A 26,410-nucleotide genomic window follows, 5' to 3' on the forward strand; every position below is an offset into this window, starting at 1 on the left:
CCGCCGTCGCCGCCCGTCCTGGCCTCAGTGCCCGTCCGATCCTGCGCCCGCCGCGCGCGAGGACGCGCGCGGCGGCAGGCCCTCCGGTGCGGTATCGGGCGTGAGCGATACGCCGTCCCACCGGAACACCCGGCGCTGCCCCTGCGCGTCGGTCGGGTCGATGACGACCCGGATGGGCCGCGCCGACGTCGGGAAGTTCTGCCTGACGATCTTCTGCGCGATGGTCTCGGCGTGCTCCGGGTAGGACGCGGTCACGTGCACCACCAGCGCGCCGTCGGCCGAGCGCGATCGCCCGAGGGACAGCCACGGCCCGGTGTCGCGCGAGTTGTGCGCGTCGCGCTGGACGTCGGAGCCCGGGGGCCCGCAGGCCACCGTAACGAGCGCCAGCCACGCGACGACCAGCACCCGGCTCACCACGGCTGGTGCCCTGGATCGGGAAGCGGCTCGGGCGTGACCGCGGCCACCACCTCCGGACGCACGTCCTCGCGGCCTTCCAGCAGAGAGCGAAGACGATCGAGGTCCTCGCGTACCTGCGCGGCAGGGTCGTGGCCGAACAACGCGGCGATGGCCCGCGCTGCGCGCCCACCCGGCGGTGCGTACTGGAAGTGCACGGCGACCTGGGTGTGGGTGCCGCCCATCGGCTTGAAGATGACGCTGCCGGCGCTCACCACGTCGGCCTCGCCGATGCTCTTCCACGAGATCAGCGCATCCGGCTCGTCACTCAGGATCTCGGCGTCCCACTGGAACCGCATATCGCCGGGTCCCTTGACCACCCAGTGCGACCGGCTGCCATCGAGCACGTCGACGCGCTCGACGTGACGCAGGAACCGCGCGAGGTTCTCGAAGTCGCGCCAGAACGCGTAGACCTCGTGCGCCGGCCGCCTGATCACGACCTTCTCTCTCACGTGGATGCCAGCGGGCCCGCCGAGCGCACGCCTGGTGTCGGTGCGTCTGCCGTCACCGACCATGGCCTGCTTCACGGGGCACGCGCCCGACATCCCCCGCATCACCAGGCCGGCGCCGACCGCCTGCGAGGTACGTCGCCACGCGGGCCGGCGCGCCGCGACGTACAACAGGCCCGCGCCTGCCGCAACCGATCCAATCCGCTCCCACGTCCCGAGGTTGGTGCGCACGTCGAACTCCACTCCATGAAGGGCACTCGGCAATGAGTGTCGGGAGCCATCGCCTGCAAGAAGTGATGCAAGCCGGCGTGCGGTCTGGGGCCGGCGGATCGACCATCACGAGCATGACGGAGCGGGCAGGACGCGCACTCGTCGGCGCGTTTCGTGCAGTGACCTTCCCCGGAGGTGACCATGCTCTGGACTCTGGCCTTGATCCTGTTCGTGCTGTGGCTGCTCGGTACCGTGAGCGCCTATACGATGGGCGGGATGATTCACGCCCTGCTCGTGCTCGCGCTCATCCTCGTGGTGGTCAACCTGTTCACGGGAACGCGACGGGCGGCACTCTGACCCGGCGGGAGCCTTCAGCTCGCGGCGCGCCGCACCATGCGCGCGCAGCAATCCGCGAACGCTGAGGGCTCCCGAGGGGGACTCTTGTGGTGAGGGGCCGCGGCCCTCGCAGGAGTGCACTGCTGCGCTGCAGGCCGAACGACTGCACTTCATCGCGACCGAAGCTGGACCGCCACCCGGGGCATCCACACGGGCGTGTCTCTGACGGCGTACCTCCCGGCGACGAGCTGAGGCCCGGCGTCGATGGCCATCCCGACGGTCCATCGTGATCCATGGTCGTGTTCGGGAATGCACCACGTGGCGCAGCCACCTACAGGCCACGCATCAGGTCGCGCCTCGCTTCCTGCAGTTACCACGACGCGAGACCAGTGTCGTCCGGTAGGCATGCCCCTTGCCCTGCCGCCGTCCATGGTCGAGTCCACGCCCCTGCCCACGCGTCCCGTCACCAGTCGCCGCTTGTCCGTCGGGGCAGAGATCATCGCGCCCGGTATGGTGAGCGTGCGCGTGTGGGCGCCCGATCACGCGCGCGTCGCCGTGGTGATGGACGCCGCGCGTCACGTGCTGGCCAGAGAGCCCGACGGCCATCATTCGGGCGAGGTGCCGGGACGGGCCGGGAGCCGGTATGCCTTCCTTCTCGGCGACGACCCGACGCCCTATCCGGACCCGGCCTCGCGTTTCCAGCCCGACGGGCCGCACGACCTGTCGGAGGTGATCGATCCGCGCGCGTACACCTGGGAGGACGGCGACTGGCCCGGCGTCGACCACGACCACGCCGTGCTCTACGAACTGCACCTGGGCTCCTTCACACCGGAGGGCACAACGGCGGCGGCGACGACGCAGCTCGAGGCGCTGGCGGCGCTCGGGGTCACCGTCCTGCAGGTGATGCCGGTGGCCGACTTCCCTGGCGCCTTCGGCTGGGGCTACGACGGCGTCAACCTGTATGCGCCGTCGCGCCTGTACGGCCGGCCCGACGACCTGCGCCGGTTCGTCGACCGCGCCCACGCCCTCGGCCTCGCCGTGGTCCTCGACGTCGTCTACAACCACGTCGGGCCCGACGGGAACTACCTGCGCAAGTTCTCGCAGGGCTACTTCACCGATCGCTACGACAACGAGTGGGGCGACGCGCTCGACTTCGACGGGCCAGAGTCCGCGCCGGTGCGCGCGTGGGTCCTCGACAACGTGGCGTACTGGGTGGACGAGTTCCATGTCGACGGCTTCCGCCTCGACGCCACGCAGCAGATCTTCGATGCCTCGCCCGAGCACCTGGTGGCGGCGGTCGCGCGCGTGGCGCGGGCCACGGCCGGCCCGCGGCGCGTGCTCGTCACCGCCGAGAACGAGCCACAGCACGCTCGCCTGGTCACGCCGGTCGCCGACGGCGGCCACGGACTCGACGCCATCTACAACGAGGACTTCCACCACAGCGCGCGCATGGCGCTGGTCGGCACGCACGAGGCCTACTTCAGCGACTACCACGGCACGCCGGCCGAGTGGCTCGCCTGCGCCCGCTGGGGCGCCCTGTTCCAGGGCCAGCACTACGCCTGGCAGAAGCAGGCGCGCGGCACGCCGGCGCTGCACCTGCCGCGCTCGACCATGGTGCACTTCCTCGAGAACCACGATCAGGTCGCCAACACGGACCGGGGACGCCGCCTCGTCGATCTCGCACGGCCCTCTGACCTGCGTGCGCTCACCGCGCTGTGCCTGCTCATGCCGGGAATCCCGATGCTCTTCCAGGGGCAGGAATTCGGGTCGCGGGCGCCCTTCCTCTACTTCGCCGACCACGTTGCGCCCCTGCGCGAGGCGGTGGCCGCCGGACGACGGCAGTTCCTCGAGCAGTTCGAGCGCTTGCGCGATCCGGACGTGCAGGCGAACCTCGCCGTGCCCCACAGCCCCGACGCCTTCCACCGCTGCAAGCTGCGTCGGTCGCCCGACGATGACGAGCAGGGCCGATGGCTCGCGCTGCACACCGACCTGCTCGCGCTGCGACGGCGGAGGCCGCGCCTGGCCGGCGCGCATCGCCTCGACGGGAGCACGCCCGACGCCTTCCTGTTGCTCCTCCGCTACTTCGGCGACGGCGGTGCCGACTGGCTGGTGCTGGTGAACATGGGGGCGGACCGCGACGTGGCGTCGCTGGCCGACCCGCTCGTGGCGCCCCCCGGCGGCCGCGAGTGGCAGCACGCGTGGTCGAGCGAGCAGCCGGCATACGGCGGACAAGGCACGATGGCGTGGACGTCGGGCCACTGGCCCGTCCCCGGACACGCGTGTCTCGTGCTGCAGGCCACACCGGTGCGCGATCGCGAGGTGGCGGCATGACGGAGGTGACCACGGCTCCCGCTCATGCCACCAACGCCGCGCTGCTGTCGGAACTGGCGCCCCTGGTGCGCCGGATCCCCTTCGTGGCCGGCGAGGCTCCCACCCTCGAGGAGGACGGTACGCGTGAGTGGCTGGTGACCAATGGCCTCGGCGGCTACGCCGCGGGAACACTCATGGGCGCGCTGACCCGGCGCTTCCATGGCCTGCTGGTGGCCGCGTTGCCCGCGCCCGCCGGCCGGACGATGCTGCTCACCCATCTCGAGGAGCGCCTCGGGTGGCGCGACGGCACGCGCGCCTGGCTGGGATTGCACGGCGCCGCCGGACGCCTGGCGCAGCTGGACGCCGGCCTGCACCTCGACGAGTTCCGCCTCGAGGCTGGCCTCCCCGTGTGGCGCTACGTCGTCAACGGGGCGATCGTCGAGAAGCGCGTGCTGATGCCGCACGGGCAGAACACGGTGCACGTCAGCTACCGCCTGATCGACGGCGCCGACCGCCTGCGCCTGTCGCTGCGGCCGATGGTCGGCTTCCGCCCCCACGAGGCCCCCGTCGATCGCTCCCCCGTCGATGGCTACACGGTGAGCGCACGAGGTCAGCGCATCGAGGTCGTCGCCGATGGCGGCCTGCCGCCGCTCCGCCTCGTCCTGCACGCGGCGACCGGCGTGTTCATGTTCGACGACCAGGCCATCCGCGACGTGCGCTACCTCGTGGAGGAACGGCGCGGCTACGACCATGCCGGGCCACTCTGGAGCCCCGGCCGGTTCCGGACCGACCTCACGCCAGAGGCCCCGGTCACGATCATCGCCTCGGCCGAGTCGTGGGACACGCTGGCCGCGATCAATCCCGACGAGGCCCTCGCGGTGGAGCTCACGCGTCGCGCCAGGCTGCTGGCGCTCGCCGATCCTTCGGTGCGGACCGGCGCAGGGGCCGAGCTGGTGCTCGCCGCCGATCAGTTCCTGATGACGCCCGCCTCGCGCACGCTGGATCACGTGCTGGTGCGCGCCAGCGGCGGCCAGGCGCGGTCGGTGATCGCGGGCTATCCGTGGTTCACCGACTGGGGCCGCGACACGATGATCTCGCTCGAGGGCCTCACGCTCTGCACCGGCAGGACCAACGAGGCCCGCGACATCCTGCGGACCTTCGCCTACCACGTGCGCGACGGCCTGATCCCCAACATGTTTCCCGAAGGGGACAACGACGGGCTGTACCACACCGCCGACGCCACGCTGTGGTTCTTCCACGCCATCGACCGCTACCAGCGGCGCACCCACGACGTCCTCCTGCTGCGCGAGTTGCTGCCGGCGCTGCGGCGGATCGTCGCGGCACACCGCGCCGGCACGCGCTTCGGGATCGAGGTGGACCCCGAGGATGGCCTGCTGCGCCAGGGCGCAGAGGGTTATCAACTCACGTGGATGGACGCCAAGGTCGACGACTGGGTCGTGACGCCGCGGCGCGGCAAGGCCGTCGAGATCAACGCGCTCTGGTACAACGCCGTGCGGTTGCTCGCGGGCTGGGAGCGGGAGACGGGCGATGCCGCTGCCGCGGCGACGCTGGAGACGTACGCCACCGACGTGCGCGCGTCGTTCAACCGCCGCTTCTGGAACCCCGAGGTCGGCCACCTGAACGACGTGGTCGACGGCGAGGCGGGCGACGACCCGGCATGCCGGCCCAACCAGCTGCTGGCCATGAGCCTCGCCTTCCCGGTGCTCGACCGGGCGCACTGGGACGAGGTGCTCGACGTGGTGCGGCGCGAACTGCTGACGCCGGTAGGCCTGCGATCGCTTTCGCCGCGACACGCCCAGTACCAGCGACAGTACTTCGGTGATCTCCGGGCGCGTGACGCGGCCTACCACCAGGGCACGGTCTGGAGTTGGTTGATTGGCCCTCTCGTGGACGCGTGGCTGGCCCGCCATCCCGATGATCTCGCCGGCGCTCGTCGCTTCGTCGAGCCGTGCCTCGCGCACCTGGATCAGGCGTGCATCGGCTCGGTCAGCGAGATCTTCGACGCCGAGCCGCCGTACGCCCCTCGTGGCTGCTTCGCGCAGGCCTGGGGCGTGGCCGAGTGGTTGCGTGCGCTGGCGCGGACGGCTACTCCTCGGCCGACGGGCTGATCGGGTCGGCGCGCCACAGGCCGTACTTGCGCAGCTTGTTGTAGAGGGTGGGCCGATGGATGCCGAGCAGCGCGGCGGCGGCCCGCTTGTTGCCGCGCGTGCGCTCGAGGGTCTGCACGATCGCCAGGCGCTCGATCTCGTCGAGCGACTGCCCGATCGGCATCGACGTGTGGAAGGCGGACGCGAGCGGGTGCCGCACCGTGTCGGGCAGATCCTCCACCCTGATGTCGGTGCCCGCGCACAGGATCACCGCGCGCTCGATGACGTGCTCGAGTTCGCGCACGTTGCCGGGCCACGCGTGGCGTTCGAGCACCCGCAACGCCGCCGCATCGATGCTGCTCACCGGTCGGCGGTGGCGTTCGGAGAACTGCGCGATGAACCGGGTGGCCAGCAGCGGGAGGTCGCCGTCGCGATCGCGTAACGGCGGCAGGCTGAGCACGATGGTGTTGAGCCGGAAGAACAGGTCCTCGCGCAGCTGGCCTCGTCGAACCGCCTCTGCCGGGTCGAGGTTGGTGGCACACAGCAGCCGCACGTCGGCGCGCAGACTGGTGAGGCTGCCGACCGGACGGAACTCGCGCTCCTGCAGCACGCGCAGCAGCTTCACCTGGAGCGCCGTCGGCATCTCGGCGATCTCGTCGAACAGCACGGTCCCGCCCTGCGCGACCTCCAGCAGGCCCTTCTTGTCGACCGAGGCGCCGGTGAACGCACCGCGCCGATGTCCGAACAGCTCCGACTCGAGGAGGTCGCCCGGGATGGCGGCGCAGTTCAGCCGGATGAAGGGGTGTCCCGCGCGCCGGCTGTGGTCGTGCAGCGCCGAGGCCATCAGCTCCTTGCCCGTGCCGTTCTCGCCGACGATGAGCACGTTGGCGTCGGTCGGCGCGGCCGCCCGGGCGAGTCGGAAGGCATCGCGCATGCCCTGCGACCGTGACACCAGGCGACCGAACGTCTCCACGCCGGGCTCGACCTCGGCGCGTCCTGCCTCGTCGAGCAGGGCCGCGCGTCGCGCCAGTGCCCGGTGCAGGTGCCCGAGCAGCACCGGCAGGTCCACCGGCTTCTCGAGCAACGTCGCGATCCCTTCGCCCAACGCCTCGACGGCGCGCCGCACCGTGGCGTGGCGCGTGATGACGATCACCGGGGCGTGCCCCAGGAGGCCGCGACAGCGCGTGAACCAGGAGAGGCCGTCCTCGTCGGGCAGCACCAGTTCCAGCAGCACCACGTGAGGCCGCCACAGCCGCACCTGCACTTCGGCACTCGCGCCTTCGCGCACGATCCGGACGGCAAAGCCCCGGTCCTCCAGGTCGGCCACCAGTCCGCCGCGCTCGGGGACTTCGGGGTCGACCAGCAGCACGCGCGTGAGCGGTCGAGTCACGGGCTCAGAGGCCGGCCAGCCCGGGCAGGGACGGCAGGTCGGCGTGCGGGTCAGGCTCGCAAAGGAACGCGTCGGTGAACGGATGGTCGGGCTCGACGACCGGCACGTCGCGGGCCGGCTCGAGACAGCTGGAGGACCACGGCCCGAACGCGTCGATCCCGATGCGGCGGGTGGAAGTGTCGACAGGCCCGGGAGACGACGGCAGTGGTGGCACGTGATGACGTCGTGCAAGCGATGTACCCGCCCTGCACGGCGTTCTAGAACTTCTAGAACGGCCGGGGTGTACCACCTGCGGACAGCCGTTGCCGTTCGCAACGTCGGACGAGTTCCCGACGCGCGCCTCGTGCCGCCCTCCACTGCCTTGCCTGCGTGCCGAAAGGTCAATCCCTCGCTCGATTTCCGCGACCGCTTGCGCTGGCGACGGTCGCACTCGCGCCGGAACGTGGGTTGCAGACCTGTCGCCTCCGATAGCGACGCCACGACGGTGATGGCGCGTTCACGCTCGAGGGGACTGACGCATCCTCGAGCCCGATCACGAGGGGCTGGTCGCCCTATGGCGACCAGGTCGCCGCGCGGGTCGAGGCGGTCCTCGGCGTCACGTCGTCCATCCGGGGCCGCCGCCGCGGCGCCGTTCCCGCTCGCGGAGCGCACGCATGCTGAACCGTTGTCATGTGGTGGTGCTGGGTCTCTCCATCAGCTCGTCGTGGGGCAACGGCCACGCGACCACCTACCGCAGCCTGCTCGGCGCGCTGGCCCGCCGCGGCCACGACGTGCTCTTCCTCGAGCGCGACGTGCCCTGGTACGCCGCGCACCGTGACCTGCGCGACTGGGACAGCGTGCGGGTGGGCTTCTACACCTCGCTGGAGGATCTGGCCTGCCAGTACCGGTCGGCCGTCGAGGCCGCCGACGTGGTGATTGTGGGGTCCTGCGTGCCGGAAGGCCCCGAGGTCCTCGAGTGGGCACGGCGCAGCACCAACGGCGTGCTGATGTTCTACGACATCGACACGCCGATCACCCTGGCCGCCCTCGAGAGCGGCCAGCCGTGCGAGTACCTGCGTCCCGATCAACTGCGCCTGGTCGACTCGGTCCTGTCGTTCACGGCAGGTCACGCCCTCGATCGCCTGTGCGCGCTGGGCGCGCCACGCGCCCATGCGCTGTGCTGCTCGGTGGACCCGACCATCCACCTGCCGGTCGTCGAGGAGACCCGATGGGACATCGGCTACCTCGGCACGTATGCCCCCGATCGGCAGCCGGGACTCGAGGCGCTGATGCTCGACGTCGCACGCACGCGGCCCTGGGGGCGCTACGCGGTCGCCGGGCCGATGTATCCCGACACGGTCGCCTGGCCTGCCAACGTCGATCGCGTCGACCACCTGCCGCCGGCGGCGCACGCGCCGTTCTACTGCGGCCAGCGCTTCACGCTGAACCTCACCCGCGCCGACATGCGCCGCCTGGGGCACTCCCCCAGCGTCCGGCTGTTCGAGGCAGCCGCGTGCGGCGCCGCGATCATCAGCGACGAGTGGCCCGGCCTCGAGGACTTCTTCGAGCCCTACATCGAGATCCTGCCGGCGGCGACGCGGGCCGACGTCGAGCAGTACCTCGACATGCCCGATGCCGCGCGGCGCACGCTCGGACTCCGCGCGCGGGAGCGCGTCCTGGCGGCGCACACCGCCGAGCACCGCGCCATCGAGTTCGAGGCGTACGCGGCCGAGGCCATGGGGCTGCACCAGCTCGCCCGCTCCCGCGTCGCTCAGGGGCAGTGATGAGGCTCGCGGGCTCGGGCGACGATGCCCTCGGCGTCATGCAGGCGTGGCCCGACGGCTTCCTGACCGCGGTGGTGCGTCGTGCCTGACATGCGGCGGCGTCCTCGCGTCGGCGCCCTGGGAGCGGGCTGGATCGGCAGGCACCGCCTCGAAACGCTCGTGGCCGCCGACCTCGTCGACCTCGTCGCCGTGGCCGACCCGGTGACCGAGGCCGCCAGCGAGGCCGCCGGACTCGCGCCGGGCGCCGTCGCGCTCGAGGATCTGGACGGCTTGCTCGGCCTGGACCTCGACGGCCTCGTCGTCGCCACCCCCACCGCCCTGCACGCGACGCAGTCCGCGCTGGCCCTTCGCGCCGGACTGGCCGTGTGCTGCCAGAAGCCACTGGCGCGATCGGGAGACGAGGCAGAAGCCGTGGTGGCCGCGGCGCGGCGCGCCAACCGCTTGCTGCTCGTCGACTTCTCCTACCGCTATACCGACGCCGCCCGCGTCGTCCGCGACGAGTTCCAGGCCGGCGCCATCGGCACGCTCGTCGCTGCCACCCTGACCTTCCACAACGCGTACGGACCCGACAAGGCCTGGTACGGAACCCGCGATCTCGCCGGCGGCGGCTGCCTGATGGACCTGGGCGTGCACCTGCTCGACCTGCTGACCTGGATCACCGGCGCGGGCGTGACGCGCGTGTCGAGCAGTGTCCTGTTCGCCCAGGGGCGCCGGTGGCACGACCCGACCCTGGTCGAGGATCACGCGCAGTGTGCCTTCGACCTCGAGGGCGGGGCGAGCGCGACGCTCGGGTGCTCGTGGTGGCTCCCGGCCGGATGCGATGCGGTGATGGAAGTGGCGCTGTACGGCACGCGCGGCGGCCTGCGGATGTGCAACGTCGCCGGGTCGTTCCACGACTTCGTGGCCGAGCGCCTCGACGGCACGCGCACGCACGTGGTCAGTGCCCCGCCCGACGCCTAGGGAGGGCGCGCGGTGGTGGACTGGGCGCGGCGCCTCGCCCGTGATTCCGGCTACCAGGCCGATTGCGAGGCGCACGTCGAGGTCAGCCGCACCATCGACGCGCTCTACGCCGCCGCGCGTGCGTGAGCAGGGCCGAGGGGACGAATCCCCCCGGCTTCCCTACGCCTGCAACTCGCCTTCTTCCTCGTCGTCTTCGTCCTCGAGGTCGTCCTCGTCGTCGGCGTCCTCGTCGTCGAGGTCGTCCTCCTCGTCGTCGTCCTCGAGGTCCTCGTCGTCTTCATCCTCGTCGTCTTCGTCGTCCTCGTCGTCCTCGACCTCCTCCTCGACATCTTCCTCGGCGAGGGCGAGCAACGGGCGATCGGTCGCGTCGAGCGTCCGGTCATCGGCATAGCCGAGAAAATCGAGCGGAATGATGGGCAGGCTGATGGTGTTGGTCATGCGGGGCTCCTCCCGGAGGCCGAAGGTCACGAACGCGTCACGCTGGTGGGTGGGTTGGTACCGGTCGACAGCGCGCCACCCACGCTACTGCCCCCCATCCTGGTCATCATGTCTTCTTTTGGCCGTGCACCGCGTCGCGGCGCCGCCCGACCCGTTGCAAGGACGCTGCCGAGCGTCCGTGCCGTCAACGGCGCGCTGGGCGCGGCGTCCACCGTCACCGAAGCAGCGTGGGACTGCGCAGGGTTGACACGGTTCATGACGCGTGCAGCGCGACGCGTCAGTCGCGGGGCGTCAGCAGCATCCGCAAGGCGCGCGCCTGCCCTTCGAGACTCGGAAAGAGCGACGCGGGACTCACGTTCATGCGCCAGAGGTCGTCGAGTGCCTCGGTGCGCGTCGCGCGCGGCACGGTCAGTTGCACGATCGCTGGCGCGCCATGGGGAGCGGGCACGGCATCGAGCAGTCCACGGATGGGTCGGCTCACGTCGCCCGGGCAGAGGAAGCAGGCCTGCTGCGCACTCTGTCTCGGATCGAAGCGCCAGGGCTCGACGGGGAACACGACGGGGATGCAACATCCCGGCGGCGAGACGAGGCGCCGGACCAGGGCGCCGTGCTCATGAGTGACCATCCGGGCGGCCTCGTCGGGGGCCAGGCCCCAGTGACCTTCGACGGCGCTGGCGGCCTGCGCGGCGCACGCCCGGGTGTCGATGCACCAGATCGCGGCGTCGGTCTCGTCGCCACACTCGGGCTCCTCGAGCGCGAAGAAGGCCGCGACGTACGGCGAGCGCGTCACGTCGAGCAGGCGCGTCGGCGCCCCGTAGTGCTGCATCAGCGCCATCCACCCGAAGACGTCCTCGTCGGTGAGTTGGAGTTGCGGTGGCAGATGAAGGGCGGCCCGGCGCCTGAAGTGATCGATCATGCGCCACTCGTCGGCGGCACGGTCGGCGCTGTCAGCGCGCTCGAGGGCGGTGGCGAGCGGCCACGAGGCTCCGGCATGGCCGCGAAAGACCCACGCGGGGCCGAACTGCGAGAGGCGCGTTTTCAGGCCGGCCCAGTCGGCGATCGGCTCCCGGCATGCGGACGTCACGTCGGGAGCCGATGCAAGGGCGGGTCCGCAGACATGACACGGGCCCGGTGCCGTGAAGGCATCGGGCCCGCCGGATGTGTTCTCCCTTTCGTGGTTCGGACGGTCCGGGTCGTGCTGGCAGCGTGGCGTGCGCGTCGGCAGTTGCCGTGAGGCACATGGGCCTCGGTGTCGTGGCGCTCACGCAGCCAGCGTGGACCTGCAGGTCGTGCCGCGCAGGAACTCGCCTGTCTCCTACGCGGCGTTCCTGTTCGGTGGCGTGTCCATGTCCAGTGCGCACCTCCGACTCGGATGTCGATGCCCGGCCGCTCCTGCGCGGCGGACCACTGCTGTATGCGATCTCGCCCTCGTGCGCGTGGCGCCGGCAGCTGCCGTGTGGGTCGATGCCCACGGTGTCCGTGCGGTCACGAGCGGCGGGATCGCGCCGGCTGGCACGGTCGGCGTCAGTGACGGCGGCCGTGCCCTTCCTGGAAAGGTGGACTGTCCTCGGCCATGGTGACCTCCCTCGCCGATACCGGTCGAAGAGCGGTGGATCGGCGCTGTCAGGGCCACCGTACGCCCAGCCCTCCACGCCGGCAACCCTGGTCGACATCACCGCATGCGCATGATGATCTCCGGTCGAGGGTGCCGCCGAGGCGGGCCAATTGCCATACGGATGAGTAGGCGCTTCCGGGGCCTTCTGGTCTAATGAGCCCTTCATGACCGACACGCGGCCGTGCCTCCTCCGGACCACTGCAGTGGTCGGCGCTGCGCGGGCTGCGGCGCGGAGCGTACGGCGCGTCGGCAGTGTCGTTGGCCTCGTCCTCGTGACGACGTGTGGTGTCGCGCACGGCCAGGCCGAGGAATCTCGGGCCGCCGAGATCGAACGGGCGCGACGCGCCAAGGGCGAGGCCCTCGCCGAGGCGCCGCCGCCCAACAAGGTGGAGCGGGCCTTCACGTTCATCGAGCAGGCACGCCTCTTCCAGCGCATCTTCAACCCACCCCGTGGCTGGTTCGCGCAAGTGGGCGGCGTGGGTGAGGGCAACGGCTTCACGCTGGGGGGCGGCTACCGGCAGCCGACAGCCCTGGGCGCCCTCACCTTGCGCGGGCTGGGCTCGCTGAGAGAGTCGTACCTGGTGAGCGCCGACTTCTCGCGCGCCTTCCTGCCGCGCGACGCCGGCGAGGTCGGCCTGACCGTGATGCGCCGCCACGAGGCGGCGCAGCGGTTCTACGGCGCCGGCCCCGACTCCGAGTTCGACGACCGCAGCAGCTTCGGCCTGTCGGCCACGCAGGTCGAGGGCCATGCCTCGGTGCGGGTGACGCGGTGGCTGACGGGTACGGCGACGGTCGGCTACGCGGTTCCGGACCTGGGAGCCTCGTCGGAGGCCTCGCGCGTGCCAGGCACGCAGGAGGCGTTCACCGAGGCGGAGGCGCCGGGCCTGACCTTCCAGCCGGCGTACGTGACGGCCACCCTCGGCGCGCTGATCGACACACGAGACACCGGCAATCCCCGCCAGGGCGGGCTGTATCTCCTCCAGTTGCGCCGCTTCGACGACCAGGACGGCGGCGCGTTCTCCTTCACCGACACCCGCATCGACCTGCAGCAGTTCATCCCGTTCTGGAACCTCAGTCGCGTGCTCGCGCTGCGGGTGCTCGCCCAGCATGCCGATGGCCTCGGGCAGGCGCAGGTGCCCTTCTACCTGATGCCCACCCTGGGCGGGGCGCGCGGCCTCCGCGGGTACGAGCGCCAGCGCTTCCGCGACCGCAGCCTGATCCTCGTGTCGGCCGAGTATCGTTACGAGATCAACCCGTTCCTCATGGCGGCGGTCTTCTACGACGCGGGCCAGGTGGCGCCCGACTGGAGCAACTTCCGCCTGCGCGACTTCCGCGACAACTATGGCGTCGGCTTCCGCTTCGGCTACAGCAACGCCGTCGCCCTGCGCGCCGACCTGGCGTTCGGCGGCGAGAGCACCGCGCGCCTGATCGTCGGCTTCAGCACGAGTTTCTGACCGATGTCACGGCCTTCCCCGCCCTCGTTCCTGCGCCGCGTGGCCGTCCTGGCCCTCGCGGCCGCGCTGGTGGCTGGCGCCACGCGGATCGACGAGCCGCGCACCATCCACTTCCGTGCCGACGATCCCCTCTGGGTGGACGCCGACATGGTGGTCGACGCCAGCAAGGTCGCACCCCAGGAACTGAGCCAGTCCTACGACTTCCTCGAGAACACCTTCGCCCTCAAGGGCGATCGGCGCGACATCCGGGCGCTGAACGTCAACACGCTTGACGAAGTGCCGGACTCCAGCTGGTTCACCAATCGCATCACGCAGCGACCGATCGACGACCTGGCGCTGGCCCAGGGGCCGAACTCGTTCGAGACGCTGCGCGCCGACGCCTGGACGATCGTCGCCGGGAAGAACACCGGCCTGCAGCCCGGCTTCCGCGCCACCATCACCGGGGCGAACGACAAGCAGCTCTACCAGATCGAGTTCGATCCGCCCGGGCACCCGCAACTGGCGACCGGTGCCGAGATGATCGGCACGCTGCTCTACCACGCACTCGGCTACCACGTCGTCGAGAACTACATCGTCTATGTCGATCCGGCGACGATCACGATTGCGCCCGACGCCACGTACCGCGATCGCGACGGCCGCAAGCAGCCCTTCACGCGCGAGACGCTCGAGCGCCTGTTCTGGCGCGCCGCCCGCAGTGCCGACGGCACGTACCGCGCCCTGGCCAGTCGCTTCGCCCCGGGCAAGCCTGCCGGCCAGTTCCGCTACTACGGCACCAGGCACGACGACCCCAACGACATCTACCCGCACGAGCACCGGCGCGAGTTGCGGGCGGCGCGCGTGTTCGCCGCCTGGGTCAACCACGACGACTCGCGCGCCAACAACACGCTCGACATGATCGAGGGCGATGGCGACCACGCGGCGCTGCGCCACTACATGTTCGACTTCGGCTCGATCATGGGCAGCGGCACCACCGGTCCGGACACCGCGCGGTCGGGCCGCACGTACCTGATCGACGCGCCGACGGCCTGGCGCGTGCTGCGCACGTTCGGCCTGTGGGCCCCGGCCTGGGCCCGACGCCACATCGCGCCGTACCATCCGTCGGTCGGCCCCTACACGGCCGACGGGTTCGAGCCGGCGGACTGGAAGGCCGAGTACCCGAACGCGGCATTCCTCAACATGCGCCCCGACGACGCGTTCTGGGGCGCGCGTCGCGTCGCGGCGTTCACCGACGCACAACTGCGGCTGCTCGCCGAGCAGGGCCGCTACAGCGATCCGGCGGCGACCGCGCAGGTGGCGCAGGCGCTGATCGGCCGGCGCGACGCGATCGCCCGCCAGTGGCTCACCGGCGTGACGCCGCTGGTGTCGCCCGTCCTCGTGCAGGGGCGCCTCCGCTTCGCCAACGCCGCGGTCGACGCCGGAGTGTGCGCCCCGCCGTCCCGATACGTTGTGCAATGGGAGGCCTTCGACAACGCCACCGGCATCCACACGCCGGTCGACGGTCCGGTGAGCGTCGACATCCCGGAGGCCCAGTTGCCGGCGGCGATCGCCCAGGAGGCCTTCGTGGTCGCGCGCGTGCACGCGGTCCACCCGCAGTTCCGGCACTGGTCCACGCCGGTCGCGTTCTACTTCCGTCGCCAGGGCGACCACTGGACACCCGTGGGTCTCTATCGCTGATGAACGATCCCCGCACCCTCGTCAGCCACCCCGAACTCGAGTCGCAGCAGTCGTTCCCGCACTTCCGGACCGTCGGCGAGCCGCCGCGCAACGCGCTGGAACGGGTGCTCTCGGTCTTTGCCGACGTCCGCGCCGGCGAGGGCCTCGGCGTCCTGCTGCTCGCGGTCACGGTGTTCCTGCTGCTGGCCGGGTACTACCTCCTCAAGACGGCACGCGAGGCGCTCATCCTCACCGAGGGCGGCGCGGAGGTGAAGGCGTACTCGTCGGCGGCCCAGGCCGTCCTGCTCCTGCTGGTCGTGCCCGCCTACGGCTGGCTGGCGTCGCGGGTCGCGCGCGTGCCGCTCATCGGCCTGTCCAATGCCTTCTTCGCCGCGACCCTCCTGGTGTTCGCCTCCCTGAGGGCGGCCGGCACGCCCGTCGGCATCGTGTTCTACATCTGGCTCGGCATCTTCAACGTCTTCGTGATCTCCCAGTTCTGGGCCTTCGCCAACGACGTCTACACCGAGGGTCAGGGCCGGCGCCTGTTCCCCTTCATCGGCGTCGGCAGTTCGCTGGGGGCATGGCTCGGCGCCGAAGCCGCCGGGGCGCTGGTCACGTACACGACCGCCGATCCCGGCACCCTGATGATCGGCACCGCCGCCCTGCTCGCGGTCTGCTTCGGCCTGATCGTCGTGGTGAACCGGCGCGAGGTGCAGCGCAGCGACGCCGTCGGCCGGCGGCAGAGCGACGCCCCGATCGAGGGCCGCAACGGCTTTGCCCTGATCGTCGCCGACCGCTACCTGCTGCTCATCGCGGCGCTGATGGTGCTGCTCAACATCGTCAACACCTCGGGCGAGTTCCTGCTGAGCAAGCTGGTGGTCGCCGATGCGGCCGCGCACGTCACCGGCGGCGACGTCGGCGCGCGGCAGCGGTACATCGGCGCCTTCTACGGCGCGTTCTTCGGCCGCGTCAACCTGCTCGGCCTGCTGCTGCAACTGTTCGTCACCTCGCGCCTGCTGCGGGCCATCGGCGTGCGCGGCGCGCTCTTCGTGTTGCCGGTGCTGGCGCTGGTGAACTACTCGGTGATCGCCGTCGCCCCGGTGCTCGCGGTGGTCGGCGCGCTCAAGGTGCTCGAGAACAGCACCGACTACTCGATCCAGAACACCGTCCGCCAGGCGCTCTTCCTGCCGACGACCCGCGAGGCCAAGTACAAGGCCAAGGCCGCGATCGACACGTTCTTCATGCGGCTGGGCGACGTGACGCAGGCCCTGATCGTCCGCGTCGGCACGGGCATGGGCGCCGGCGTGGCCGCCTTCGCCTGGCTCAACGTGGCTCTGACGGTGGCCTGGCTGGCGTTGGCGGGCCAGATTGCGCGGGAGCATCGGCGCCGGACGGTGTGAGCGACGGCGTGCGCGCCAACTGCTCCAGCAGCCCCTCCTGCGAACGCAGCAGCGCCTCGAGGGCCGAGGTCGATCCGGCGGCCGACGCCGCACGCCCGACCGAGGCGTCGAGCACCTCCCACAGCCGCGCCCGCACGGGCTCGGGCAGGACACCATTGAGGTACTCGAGAGCCAGCCCGCGCAACATCGGATCCTCGCTGTGGACGACGCGGAAGGCCACCTTCACGGGCTCACGCGGGAGCACGGTGACCAGCAGCGAGAACACGTGCTCGAGGGCGCGGTTGGCCCGGTCGCGCAGGTGCTCGTCGAGGTACAGGACCGCGTCGGCGTTGTCGAACTGATCGAGCAGGCGATGGCCGTTCCACACCGGCCTGGCCACCGACAACTCGCGCTCGACCACCTGGTGGATGCGGGCCGCATCGACCTTCAGCCCCGGCTCGGCCACCAGCACCCGGTCCATGGCGCGACTGCACTGGTAGCGCACCTCGAACCGGCTGTCCGACAGGCCGAGCACCAACCCGTCGAGCGTCCGTTGCGTCGGGGCCCCGATGAGCACCCGCGGGATCCGGCGCCGCACGGCGAACTCGGTGCCGCCGTCGAGCAGCGCGTCGACGAGCAGGCCCGAGTGGCGGTCCACCACGTGCTCGAGTGCCCTCCGCACCAGCGGCGTCACGTCGTCCCACGCCAGCAACTGGATGGTCTGCGCGACGTGCATGGCCTCGAACCGCGGCGCCGACTCGAGCGCCGCGGACACGACGGTCCGATCACCCGATCGGAGTTGGCGCAGCAGGTCGAGCGGCTCGTCGAGCAGCACCTGCACCGGCACGTGCGGACGGTGCGCCGGCTGCACGTCCTCGAGCACGGGCGCCGAAGCCACCACCGGGATCTCGAGGCTGGCCAGCGTGGGGCCGCCGAAATCGCCGAAGCCTCCCACCACGTCCTGGTCCTCGGCGTGGTCGACGAGACGCCGCTCGATGCCCTGCAGGTACAGGCCGTCGAGCCGCTGCCCGATCCAGATGCTGGCCGTCGCCATCAGGATCATCACGCCGAGCATCTCGTTGACGACGAAGAGCGGGCCGGTCAGCAGCAGGAGCTGCACGACGCCGGCCCCCAGGGCATCACCGGCGCGATCGCAGGCGACGTCGAGGAACGTCTTCACGCGCCGCTTCTCGGCCGGTGGCATCGAGGAGAACAGCAGCTCGTAGCCACTCCGGAACAACGACCCGCGCAGCACGGATTCGGCGCCGCGGGCCAGCGCGAAGGTCGGCGTCGCCGGGAAGAAGAGCGACAGCACGGCGCCGACGCCGACCCCCACCGGCAGCAACGTCACCGACCGCCCGACGCCGATCTGCTTCTGCAGGGGGGCGGCCACGAAGGCCTGCACCACGAACGTCAGGACCTGCACGACGGTGTAGAAGACGGCGAAGAACTGCAGCAGCTGTCCCCCGCTGTACTCGGCCGCGGCGCGCGACTTGAGCAGGTAGTCGACGATGGCCGCACTGCCCGTCCCGAGCACGACGAGCAGGGCGATCTCCTTGACCTGCGGGGACGCGCTGAACACGCGGCGGCCGCCGAAGGTCGCCTCGGGCTCGCGGCGCCGACCGCCCCCGACCATGCCCGCGCACAGGGGCCACAAGCCGATGGCGCACGCCAGGTGCAGTCCCGCCAGCAGGAGGAGGGAGTCGGCCGGCGTCGCCCAGGCGCCGATGCGCTCGACCGCCAGGCCGCCCGACACGCCTCCCAGGGAACCGGCCGTGGCGATCCGCGCGAACTGCTCGCGCGCCGAGTGCGGATCGAACAGCTCGCTGGTCAGCGACCAGAACCCCGACAGCAGCAGCGCCCCGAAGGCCGCCACGTGCACGTAGATGAGCGCCGGGACGATCGGCCCCGGCCCGTAGGCGACCCACTCGGCGGCGTGAGCCAGCGCGCTGAGCAGGAACCCGGCCGGCACCAGCCGCTTCGGGCTCGCCCAGGCCAGCAGGTGGGCGTACACGGGCACGGCGAGCACCGACAGCACGGCCGCGAGGATCACCATGCGCGGCAGGTCGGTAGCCGGCAGCGCGCCGAGGAACAGCGCGTCGCGCACCGCCTTGCCGGCGACCTGGTGCGCGAGCATGACGGCCGACACCGTCATGGCCATGCGCGAGAGGGAGCGGATGTCCACGAGCGGCGTCAGCGTACCAGGACGGGCGAGGGCTGTGCTTGCGGGTCGACGGCCGGAATGCGGTGCGAGGACGAGGGCGGCAGGTGCGTGCGCCACCAGCCGTCGGCATCCTCGTCGCACCACTGGTCGGCTTCCGCGCACGCGTCGAGCAACCGGATCAGCGCCCGGGCGCTGGTCGGCCTGTCGCCCGGCTTCTTGGCCAGGCACTGCATGACGACAGCCTCGAGGTCGGCAGCGATCGGCAGCTCGGTGCGCGCCGAGGGCGGCTCCGGCGACTTCTGCACGTGGGCCACGGCCATCGCCGTCGGGCTGGTCTCGTTGAAGACCAGGGTGCCGGTCAACAGGAAGTAGGCGACGCAGCCGAGCGTGTACAGGTCGGCCCGACCGTCGATCCGCTCGTCGCCCATCGCGATCTCCGGCGCGATGTAGCCGGGCGTGCCGGCCGACACGCCGTCCATCGTCAGGTGCGTGAGGTCCTCGGCTTGCGTCGGCTTGACCAGCCCGAAATCGAGCACCTTCACGAAGTCGTGCTGCAGGGCCACCTTGCAGGCCATGATGTTGGAGGGCTTGAGGTCACGGTGCACCAGTCCACGGGCGTGCGCCTCCTCGAGCGACAGGCACACCTGCCGCAGCAGGTGGATGACGCGCGAGCCGGGCTGGGGTCCGAACACCTGCACCAGCTTCTGCAGGCTGACGCCGTCGAGCAGTTCCATGACGAAGTAGAAGTGCCCCTCGCGCGAGGTCCCGAAGTCGTAGAGGTACACGGTGTGCGGGCTCTGCAGGTCGGCCGTGACCCGGGCTTCGCGCTCGAAGCGGCGCACCGCGACGTCGGCCTGCCTGGCCGTCGCGCCGTGCATCAGCTCGGGCCTGATGATCTTGATGGCAGCCTCGCGCGCCAGCATCTTGTGCCGTGCCCGCCAGACCTCCCCCATGCCGCCCTTGCCGATCAGCGACTCGAGGTAATAGCTGCCGAGGTCCTGCGCCTTGCGTGCCGCCGCCTCCATGTGCTCGACGCGACGCGAGATGAAGTAGGCCAGCAGCGCCGCGAAGTACGGCACGAAGATCCAGGCCAGCAGGCGGTTGAGCGGCAGGGGCGCCAGGTCGAGACGGGCCTGGTTGATGAGGTAGGCGATGGGCCACGTCGATGCCGCCAGCAGCGCCACCGACAGCGTGACCAGCGGCGTGTTGGGCACCAGGAAGCCGACGATGACGATCCAGATGGCCAGGTTGGAGCCGCCCCGCACGAACCCGTCTGAGAACGGCAGGCTCGTCTCCAGCGTCGAGATCGAGAAGGCCACGACCAGTTCGAAGACCATGCCCAGCTGCAGCACGGTGGCCGCCGGCACGACACGGTAGCGCTGCAGGGCGATGATCCCCGCGGCGCACAACACGTTTGCCAGCAGCGCCAGGGCATTGACCGGATCGCGCTGGGCCTCGACGATTTCGGGCTGGATCAGCCGCTGGATGACGAAGGCGCCGACGGTGGTCACCGCCGCCAGCAGCGACACCCAGCACAGCCGTGTCGCAGCCTGATTCACCAGGCGCGGCGAGAGGGCCGCCTCGGACGAGACGTGCGGGGAGGTCCCCTGACCGAGCGTGGTGGCGCGGACGACGTCCTGCATGGTGCGTGTGACCTCCCGCCGACCATGATGCCGGACGGGGGCAAGCCTGCCCGGCCGTTCAGGCAGGTCCGCGGAGCGCGGTCAATGGATAGCACAGACGGAGGGGCACGGCCTCCGGTTCGCGCCGGGTCCTCACGACCGAGGCGCTCTCCTGACCAACGAGCCATCCCGGGGGCAGCGAACATCCGTGCGCCCGGGGCGACTGCTCGCTCTGGGAACCAACAGGTACCCGGCTCAGCACTCGGTCCGGAAGTTCCTTTCACTCCAAGGGTGCCGCATGTCCAGATGGTCCTCGAGACTGCTGTCGTCCCGCGCCTCGCTGGCGGCCGCCCTCTCAGCCGTGGCCGTGCCGCGCCCCCCGTCGTACCCGGCCGGTAGACCTCCCGAGGGAACGTCAGCCGAGCACGAAGAGTCCGAAGACGAAAATGCCGAGGAGCGCGAGGAAGAGCGCCAGCCACGCCAGCGCGATCGTCCGCTCCTCGGCCGGCTTGGGTTCACTGATGCCAATCGTCATGTGAATGAGCCTGACGAGGCGCACGAGCGGGTCGAGCATCGCGTCCTTGAATAACACGAACCGAGACGCGCGACCGCGAGGAGTCGACAGGATGCCGTGGATGATGACCGGGGGGGCGCGGGCGGCGATGTTGCTGGTGGCGACTGGCCTGCTCGCCGGATGCGGGGCCAGGCAGGCTGGGGTGAACACCGGCCCCCCGGCCGCCATGACCGCCGGCGCCGTGGCCTCGGCCACCATTCTCGGCGCCTTCGACACGCCGATCACGCTGGTCGACGGACGGTACGAAGGGGCGCCGTACGCGCCGGGAGGGGCCTCCAGGCCCACGGCCACGCTGCTCGCGCCGCTGACCGCCATCGGCGACCTCGATGACGCGCCCGGTGCCGACGCGGCTGCCGTGATCGCCACCAACGAGGGCGGCAACGGCGAGCGCGTCGTGCTGACCGTCGTCGGCCTGCGCGGCGGCAAGGCCACCAGCGTCGGTTCCACCCTGGTCGGCGACCGCACCAGGATCCGCGACCTGCGCCTGGCTGGCCGCGACATCGTCCTCGAGGTCGTCGAGATCGGCCCGAAGGACGCGGCGTGTTGCGCCACGCAGCTGGCCACCAGGACCTACCGCTTGCAGGGCGGCCGACTGGGCCTGCAGTCGTCCGTGGTCACTGGCACGCTCTCGGTCGCCACCCTGGGCGGCGCCGCGTGGACCGCCGTCGAGATCGACGGCACGCCCGTGCCGGCCGGCATCACGGCGCCGACCCTGACGTACGAGAATGGGCGGATCTCTGGCACATCCGGCTGCAACCGCTACACCGGCGCGCTGACCGAGTCGACACCCGGCACCGTGAAGGTCGGGCCGACCGCCGGCACCCGCCGCCTGTGCGCCGAGGAGGCCGCCAACGCCACCGAGACCCGCTACCTCACCGCGCTCCAGGCCGCGACCCGCTACACGTTCCTGGCAGGACGCCTCCACCTGTCAGGCGGCGACGCCAGCGTGACGCACACGATCCTGTTCAGGAAGAATTGACCGGCATCGGGCCGCTTCTCGCGTCCTCCCTGACGTATCCCTGACCGTCGCCCAAGGGCGACGGCTACGTTCCGCCTCCGCCAAGGCTCCGGCGGACAGGCCTTCGTTCGGCGGTCGGCGGTCGGCGTTGCCCGATCCGCGATCCGCGTTGAGCGTTAAACGTCAAACGTCAAACGTTAAACGTCACAACGCGTACGGCTTCCTGAACTTCCGCGAAAGGTACCGGTTCGCATCGTCGTCGCCGACGAACCGCTCGCGCGTGTCGTCCCAGTGCAGCCGGCGCCCGGTGCGATAGGCGATGTTGGACAGCAGGCCCAGCTTCGTCAGCCGATGACCGTAGCGCACGTTGCACGTGGTCTCGAGGTTGCGGGCCTTGATCGCGTCGATGAACTCGCGCAGGTGCCCGGGCGAATCGGGGATGCTCTGGGCAGGCCGCGGGAAGTCCTCGACGAGCTTGCCCTTCACCCACACCTCGTGCCGGCCGTAGTTGGTGACCAGCGTCGCCTCGCTGCCTTCGAACACGCACCCGATACCGCCCATGTGCGTGAAGCCCGTCGGCGGCGCCGGACGCAGGCTGAACGACAGCAGCAGTTCGGGATACTCGAGGAGCGCCTCCATCGTGTCCGGCGTCTCGGTGACGTCGTTGACGACGTATCGCCCGCCCATCGCCGACACGCTGCGCGGCGCCTTCAGGTCGAGCGCCCACACGGCCACGTCGACGATGTGGCACCAGAAGTCGATGAACGTGCCGCCCGAGTAGTCCCAGAAGTTGCGGAAGGACCGGTGCGACCGGAGCGGGTGGTATTCGCGCCGCGGCGCGGGGCCGAGCCAGAAGTCGTAGTCGAGTTCGGCCGGGCGCGTCGCCGGTTCGCCGTTGGTCAGCGGACCGTCCCACGTCTTCCAGCACTGCACGCGGTGGATGCGCCCCAGCGCGCCCGACCTCACCAGCTCCACCACGTTGCGGTAGTTCCGCCCGGTGTTGTGGATGTGGTTGCCCATCTGCGTGACCCGGGCATGGCGGGTCGAGGCGTCGGCCATGGCTCGCCCTTCCGCCACGCTGTACGCAAGCGGCTTCTCGACGAACACGTCCTTGCCGGCCTCCATCGCGCGCACCGCCGTGATGGCGTGCCAGTGATCGGGCGTCTGGATGGCGACCGCGTCGATGTCCTTGCGGGTGAGCAGGCGGCGGAAGTCGCCCTCCCCTGCCGGCGCGTACCCGAGCGCGCCGTTCACCAGCGCGATGGCGGCGTCGCGGTGGCGGCTGTCGACGTCGCAGATGGCCGCGATGCGCACGTCGGGGTGGGTGATGAAGTCCTTGAGGCGCCCCGTGCCCATGCCACCGACGCCAATCAACGCGAGGCGCAACTGGTCACTCGGCGCTGCCGGCTGGGCGAAGGCCGGACGATGGATGACGGAGGCGAGGCCGGCGGCCGCGCCGAGGAACACGCGGCGCGACACGCCGCCCTGCTGATCAGACACGCGTAGGGCTCCGCTTACTTCTTCAGCTCGGCATAGATGGCCGACACGTTGGCCTGGCCTCGACCGATCTGGTAGTCCTTGAACTGCTCCGGCAGCTTCAGGCCCGCGAAGGCCTCCTCTGCCGTCTTGCCGTCCTTGATGGCCTGTTGCACGGCAGCGAGGAACGCGGCGTTGAACTGCCCGAACTCGACGAAGCGGCTCCAGGGCATCACGTCGGCGTGACCGGGGATCACCGTGTCGACGCCGGAGATGCCGGCCGCCGCCTTCTTCAGGGTCTCGGGGTACGCCACGCCCGTGCCGCCGTTCTTCGTGTCGATGAGCGGCGTCCCGAGGCCCGCGAACAGGTCGCCGGTATGCGCCACCCGCAACGCCGGGAAGACGACGATGGTGTCGCCGTTGGTGTGGCCGGGGCCGAAGTGGCGCAACTCGATGCGCTCGTCGCCCGAGCCCAGCGTCAACCGGTCGGTGTAGGTCCGGTCGGGCAGGAACTGCGCCTTCTCGCCGGCGAAGGCCGGCATCTTCTCCATGTTGGCCTTGGTGTTGACGTGCGCCACCACCTCGACCGACGCCGGGAAGTACTCGTTGCTGCCCGTGTGATCCCCGTGCGTGTGGGTGTTGATGATCGTCGTCACCGGCTTGTCGGTGACCGTGCGCACCTGCTGCATGATCCGCTCGCCCCAGTTGGCGAGCTTGGTGTCCACCAGGACCACGCCGGCTCTGGTGATGAAGGCCGCCGTGTTGCCACCGCCGCCCTTCACCACGTACAGGTTGTCCTTGACCTTCAGGATCTCGGCCACCTGCGGCGGCCCGCCCGCCGGTTGCCGCGCCATGATGCCCGCGGCGCCGAAGGCCACGAGGACGCCGATGAGGAAGAACCTTCGCATGTCGCCGCTCCTTGCGTGACGCCTGACCATTGGGCCGGGTGAGACACCCGGCCTTACCTGGGGGCCGAGAGCCACGTGCGCTCGACGAACCACCACGCGCCGGCCAGCAGCACCACCACGGAGCCGACGACCACGATCCGCTCGGCGACCCGCGGCGCGCGACGCCGCACCGCCGCCATGGCGGAGGCGACCACCACCACGATGGCGGCCTGGCCGATCTCCACGCCCAGGTTGAACGCGAACAACGATACCCCAAGGGCGGTCGGTGGCAAGCCCTGCTCGCGCAGCACGCCTGCGAACCCGAAGCCGTGCACGAGGCCGAAGACGAGCGCCACCCAGAGCCGCACGTCGCGACCACGCCCCCCGACCAGCAGCGTGTCGGCGCCGACGAAGACGATGCTGAGCGCGATCAGCGGCTCGACGATGCGGGCGGGCGGGTCGACGATCGACAACGTGGCCAGCGCCAGCGTGACGCTGTGCCCGACCGTGAAGGCCGTGACGATCGCCAGCAGGCGCCGCAGCGTGCCGCCCGGAAGCAGCAGCCCGATGATGAAGAGGATGTGATCGGGGCCGATCGCGATGTGGTGGATGCCCGAGGCGACGAACCGCCGCAGCACGGCCATCCGCCCCTGGCGCGTGCCCGTGAAGTACTCGGCGCGGTAGCGCTGGTTGTCGAGCACGTCCTGCCAGCGCACCTGATCGCCTTCATACACGGTCACGAAGGTCTGGTGATTGGACTCGCCCGGGAACAGACGCGCGCCGATCCCCAGCAGGCCGGGCGACCGTGACAACTGCGCATGCCAGGCGATGGCCACGGCGTCCTGGCCCGGAACAGGCTCCACCCGGTCGATCTGCCAGGTGATGGGCGTGCCGTCCGCCTCGATGGCCGCACGCGTGGTGACCAGGGTGACGATGGCGTCCAGGTGACGCGCCACCGTCGCCGGTTCGGCCAGGGCGCGCGGATCCGGCAGCCCCACTTCGCGGGCCACGTCGATGGTGTGCAGCACCAACGTTCCGTCGAGGCGGGCGGGCGAGACCTTCACGTCGAGGTAACTGAACGGCGCCGGGTGCGCCGCCACCGGCCGCGTCCCCGCCACCAGGATCAGGGCGGCCAACAGGCACGCACGGACCGCGTAGGTCGCGGCGATCGCTTGGCACGAGCGCATCACTGCGGATGCCCGAGGCCCCGGCGGATGGCACGCTCGACCGGCGAGTAGGCGCCATCGGCGCGATCGAGTTGCAGCGGCGCCGCCGGGTGCAACGGCGGCTGGGCGAGGAATCGCGGCATCGTCCCGTGGTGCGGTTGCGCCGCGTGGACCAGGAACGGATGGCAGAGGAACACGTCGCCGGCGCGTCCGGTGGCGAAGGCGAGCGGCCGCGCCAGCGTCGACGGCGGGAATCGCTGGGCCAGTTCCATGAACGTCAGCCCGTCCGGGCCGGCCGGCTGCAGCAATCGCGGGATGTCCAGGTGCGACCCCACCAGGAGCCGCGTCGGGGCGTCGTCGGGGCCCGTATCCGAGAACAGGAAGAGCATCAGCAACGCGCGGCCGCGGGAATCCACCGTGAGGCGCATGGAGCCGTCGGCGGCGTAGAAGCCGGCGTCGACGTGCCAGCCGGCGTCGCCGGGGTCCTCTGGCGAGGGGAACCGCACGGGACAGGTGCCGAGGCTGACCCGCGGGGTCCAGCGGCCGGGGCCCACCAACACGTCGAAGGCGGCGTGGAGGGCCGGCGTATTGGCGGCGGCGCGGAATGGTTCGGCGGCCTGATCGCCGAGGCGGACCACGGGACGTGTCCAGGTGCTCCGGTCGCGCGGGTCGCACCCCGTCTGCGGCCACAACAGGGCGCGACACTCGGCGGCGACCGCTGGCGGAAACGCCTCGCGGACCACCACGAACCCGTCGTCTTCGAAGCGCGTGGCGTTGACCGGTGACGACACGGCCGCATTGTGCCGCACAGCCGAGCAGGACGCACGTCGAGGCGACGAGAAGTGCAAGTCGCCGGCCCGAGCTTCGCGGGCACTACATAGCTGTATACTTAGTTCACTTTATACGTGCCCCTGCACGCTCGACGAGGCGGAAACCTTATTCAAACCATGGGATCCGAACCTGGCGTAGCGACCGTCGGTCGGCCAACACGCCCGCCATGCATCCCGCGGGCAGCGTGCCTCGGGGCAGGCCGCGGTCAGTGCCG

Annotated in this window: 22 protein-coding genes; 9 read left to right on the forward strand and 13 right to left on the reverse strand. The window is 70.9% G+C overall.

The genetic code is table 11. The features are described 5' to 3' along the window. Window positions 1-24: 24 nt before the first annotated feature. Complete coding sequence (locus TBR22_RS14275; protein WP_239488513.1) at window positions 25-417, reverse strand: hypothetical protein; 393 nt, start codon at window positions 415-417, stop codon at window positions 25-27. Continuing rightward, window positions 411-1,133, reverse strand: coding sequence for an SRPBCC family protein (locus tag TBR22_RS14280; RefSeq protein ID WP_239488514.1), 723 nt, complete (start codon window positions 1,131-1,133; stop codon window positions 411-413). Before TBR22_RS14280 ends, TBR22_RS14275 begins: the two co-directional genes overlap by 7 nt. Before the next feature lie 180 nt (window positions 1,134-1,313). On the opposite strand from TBR22_RS14280, the gene TBR22_RS14285 reads away from it, so the two are divergent. The 3 genes from TBR22_RS14285 (at window position 1,314) to TBR22_RS14295 (ending at window position 5,887) form a co-directional block, all read left to right on the forward strand. Continuing rightward, complete coding sequence (locus TBR22_RS14285; protein WP_239488515.1) at window positions 1,314-1,469, forward strand: lmo0937 family membrane protein; 156 nt, start codon at window positions 1,314-1,316, stop codon at window positions 1,467-1,469. Window positions 1,470-1,853: 384 nt separating this feature from the next. After that, entirely contained in the window at window positions 1,854-3,779 is a 1,926-nt protein-coding gene (gene treZ, locus TBR22_RS14290) for a malto-oligosyltrehalose trehalohydrolase (protein ID WP_239488516.1), read from the forward strand. After that, window positions 3,776-5,887, forward strand: a complete 2,112-nt coding sequence (locus tag TBR22_RS14295) for an amylo-alpha-1,6-glucosidase (protein WP_239488517.1) — start codon at window positions 3,776-3,778, stop codon at window positions 5,885-5,887. Before treZ ends, TBR22_RS14295 begins: the two co-directional genes overlap by 4 nt. Here the strand turns inward: TBR22_RS14295 and TBR22_RS14300 are convergent. Then, the gene (locus tag TBR22_RS14300; protein WP_239488518.1) at window positions 5,865-7,256 is read right to left on the reverse strand and encodes a sigma-54 dependent transcriptional regulator; all 1,392 of its coding nucleotides are present in this window, start codon (window positions 7,254-7,256) and stop codon (window positions 5,865-5,867) included. The genes TBR22_RS14295 and TBR22_RS14300 overlap by 23 nt on opposite strands. 4 nt (window positions 7,257-7,260) lie before the next feature. After that, window positions 7,261-7,470, reverse strand: coding sequence for a hypothetical protein (locus tag TBR22_RS14305; RefSeq protein ID WP_239488519.1), 210 nt, complete (start codon window positions 7,468-7,470; stop codon window positions 7,261-7,263). A 439-nt stretch (window positions 7,471-7,909) separates the two neighbouring features. Here TBR22_RS14305 and TBR22_RS14310 point away from each other — a divergent pair, with 439 nt between their 5' ends. Beyond that, entirely contained in the window at window positions 7,910-9,019 is a 1,110-nt protein-coding gene (locus TBR22_RS14310; RefSeq protein WP_239488520.1) for a glycosyltransferase, read from the forward strand. A 90-nt stretch (window positions 9,020-9,109) separates the two neighbouring features. Then, window positions 9,110-9,979, forward strand: a complete 870-nt coding sequence (locus TBR22_RS14315) for a Gfo/Idh/MocA family protein (protein WP_239488521.1) — start codon at window positions 9,110-9,112, stop codon at window positions 9,977-9,979. 159 nt (window positions 9,980-10,138) lie between these two features. Here TBR22_RS14315 and TBR22_RS14320 read toward each other — a convergent pair whose 3' ends face one another. Next, window positions 10,139-10,417, reverse strand: coding sequence for a hypothetical protein (locus TBR22_RS14320; RefSeq protein ID WP_239488522.1), 279 nt, complete (start codon window positions 10,415-10,417; stop codon window positions 10,139-10,141). Window positions 10,418-10,694: 277 nt separating this feature from the next. Beyond that, window positions 10,695-11,501 carry an FRG domain-containing protein gene (locus tag TBR22_RS14325; protein WP_239488523.1) on the reverse strand — a complete coding sequence of 269 codons (807 nt, stop codon included), beginning with the start codon at window positions 11,499-11,501 and terminating at the stop codon, window positions 10,695-10,697. 695 nt (window positions 11,502-12,196) lie between these two features. Between TBR22_RS14325 and TBR22_RS14330 the strand changes: the two genes are divergently transcribed. The 3 genes from TBR22_RS14330 to TBR22_RS14340 are packed head-to-tail and all read left to right on the forward strand — an operon-like array spanning window position 12,197 to window position 16,539. Beyond that, entirely contained in the window at window positions 12,197-13,486 is a 1,290-nt protein-coding gene (locus TBR22_RS14330) for a BamA/TamA family outer membrane protein (protein WP_239488524.1), read from the forward strand. Window positions 13,487-13,489: 3 nt separating this feature from the next. Continuing rightward, the gene (locus TBR22_RS14335; protein ID WP_239488525.1) at window positions 13,490-15,160 is read left to right on the forward strand and encodes a hypothetical protein; all 1,671 of its coding nucleotides are present in this window, start codon (window positions 13,490-13,492) and stop codon (window positions 15,158-15,160) included. Further along, window positions 15,160-16,539, forward strand: a complete 1,380-nt coding sequence (locus tag TBR22_RS14340; protein ID WP_239488526.1) for an NTP/NDP exchange transporter — start codon at window positions 15,160-15,162, stop codon at window positions 16,537-16,539. The genes TBR22_RS14335 and TBR22_RS14340 overlap by 1 nt, the downstream gene beginning before the upstream one ends. Here TBR22_RS14340 and TBR22_RS14345 read toward each other — a convergent pair. The 3 genes from TBR22_RS14345 to TBR22_RS14355 all read right to left on the reverse strand — a co-directional run bounded on the left by TBR22_RS14345 (window position 16,463) and on the right by TBR22_RS14355 (window position 20,878). After that, window positions 16,463-18,703, reverse strand: coding sequence for a hypothetical protein (locus tag TBR22_RS14345; protein WP_239488527.1), 2,241 nt, complete (start codon window positions 18,701-18,703; stop codon window positions 16,463-16,465). The two genes, TBR22_RS14340 and TBR22_RS14345, sit on opposite strands and share 77 nt — an antisense overlap. 8 nt (window positions 18,704-18,711) lie before the next feature. Then, a complete protein-coding gene (locus TBR22_RS14350) occupies window positions 18,712-20,325 on the reverse strand; it encodes a serine/threonine-protein kinase (RefSeq protein WP_239488528.1) in 1,614 nt (537 codons plus the stop codon). A 394-nt stretch (window positions 20,326-20,719) separates the two neighbouring features. Continuing rightward, window positions 20,720-20,878 carry a hypothetical protein gene (locus tag TBR22_RS14355; RefSeq protein ID WP_239488529.1) on the reverse strand — a complete coding sequence of 53 codons (159 nt, stop codon included), beginning with the start codon at window positions 20,876-20,878 and terminating at the stop codon, window positions 20,720-20,722. A 52-nt stretch (window positions 20,879-20,930) separates the two neighbouring features. Between TBR22_RS14355 and TBR22_RS14360 the strand changes: the two genes are divergently transcribed. Beyond that, window positions 20,931-21,857 (forward strand): META domain-containing protein, encoded by a 927-nt coding sequence (locus TBR22_RS14360; RefSeq protein WP_239488530.1) that lies wholly within the window; start codon window positions 20,931-20,933, stop codon window positions 21,855-21,857. 183 nt (window positions 21,858-22,040) lie between these two features. Here TBR22_RS14360 and TBR22_RS14365 read toward each other — a convergent pair whose 3' ends face one another. The 4 genes from TBR22_RS14365 to TBR22_RS14380 are packed head-to-tail and all read right to left on the reverse strand — an operon-like array spanning window position 22,041 to window position 26,156. Further along, window positions 22,041-23,336, reverse strand: a complete 1,296-nt coding sequence (locus TBR22_RS14365; protein ID WP_239488531.1) for a Gfo/Idh/MocA family protein — start codon at window positions 23,334-23,336, stop codon at window positions 22,041-22,043. A 14-nt stretch (window positions 23,337-23,350) separates the two neighbouring features. After that, a complete protein-coding gene (locus TBR22_RS14370; RefSeq protein WP_239488532.1) occupies window positions 23,351-24,220 on the reverse strand; it encodes an MBL fold metallo-hydrolase in 870 nt (289 codons plus the stop codon). A gap of 53 nt (window positions 24,221-24,273) precedes the next feature. Beyond that, complete coding sequence (locus TBR22_RS14375; protein ID WP_239488533.1) at window positions 24,274-25,386, reverse strand: HupE/UreJ family protein; 1,113 nt, start codon at window positions 25,384-25,386, stop codon at window positions 24,274-24,276. After that, window positions 25,386-26,156, reverse strand: a complete 771-nt coding sequence (locus TBR22_RS14380) for a phytanoyl-CoA dioxygenase family protein (RefSeq protein ID WP_239488534.1) — start codon at window positions 26,154-26,156, stop codon at window positions 25,386-25,388. Before TBR22_RS14380 ends, TBR22_RS14375 begins: the two co-directional genes overlap by 1 nt. Between the last annotated feature and the right edge of the window lie 254 nt (window positions 26,157-26,410).

This window comes from Luteitalea sp. TBR-22 (assembly GCF_016865485.1).
In the GTDB taxonomy this organism is placed as follows: domain Bacteria; phylum Acidobacteriota; class Vicinamibacteria; order Vicinamibacterales; family Vicinamibacteraceae; genus Luteitalea.

Coding starts and splice junctions, on each gene's coding strand:
- TBR22_RS14320 (WP_239488522.1), bottom strand. CDS start 10,417: ATGACCAACACCATCAGCCTGCCCATCATTCCGCTCGATTTTCTCGGC.
- TBR22_RS14295 (WP_239488517.1), top strand. CDS start 3,776: ATGACGGAGGTGACCACGGCTCCCGCTCATGCCACCAACGCCGCGCTG.
- TBR22_RS14330 (WP_239488524.1), top strand. CDS start 12,197: ATGACCGACACGCGGCCGTGCCTCCTCCGGACCACTGCAGTGGTCGGC.
- TBR22_RS14375 (WP_239488533.1), bottom strand. CDS start 25,386: ATGCGCTCGTGCCAAGCGATCGCCGCGACCTACGCGGTCCGTGCGTGC.
- TBR22_RS14370 (WP_239488532.1), bottom strand. CDS start 24,220: ATGCGAAGGTTCTTCCTCATCGGCGTCCTCGTGGCCTTCGGCGCCGCG.
- treZ (WP_239488516.1), top strand. CDS start 1,854: ATGCCCCTTGCCCTGCCGCCGTCCATGGTCGAGTCCACGCCCCTGCCC.
- TBR22_RS14350 (WP_239488528.1), bottom strand. CDS start 20,325: ATGCAGGACGTCGTCCGCGCCACCACGCTCGGTCAGGGGACCTCCCCG.
- TBR22_RS14285 (WP_239488515.1), top strand. CDS start 1,314: ATGCTCTGGACTCTGGCCTTGATCCTGTTCGTGCTGTGGCTGCTCGGT.
- TBR22_RS14355 (WP_239488529.1), bottom strand. CDS start 20,878: ATGCTCGACCCGCTCGTGCGCCTCGTCAGGCTCATTCACATGACGATT.
- TBR22_RS14360 (WP_239488530.1), top strand. CDS start 20,931: ATGCCGTGGATGATGACCGGGGGGGCGCGGGCGGCGATGTTGCTGGTG.
- TBR22_RS14335 (WP_239488525.1), top strand. CDS start 13,490: ATGTCACGGCCTTCCCCGCCCTCGTTCCTGCGCCGCGTGGCCGTCCTG.
- TBR22_RS14310 (WP_239488520.1), top strand. CDS start 7,910: ATGCTGAACCGTTGTCATGTGGTGGTGCTGGGTCTCTCCATCAGCTCG.
- TBR22_RS14315 (WP_239488521.1), top strand. CDS start 9,110: ATGCGGCGGCGTCCTCGCGTCGGCGCCCTGGGAGCGGGCTGGATCGGC.
- TBR22_RS14340 (WP_239488526.1), top strand. CDS start 15,160: ATGAACGATCCCCGCACCCTCGTCAGCCACCCCGAACTCGAGTCGCAG.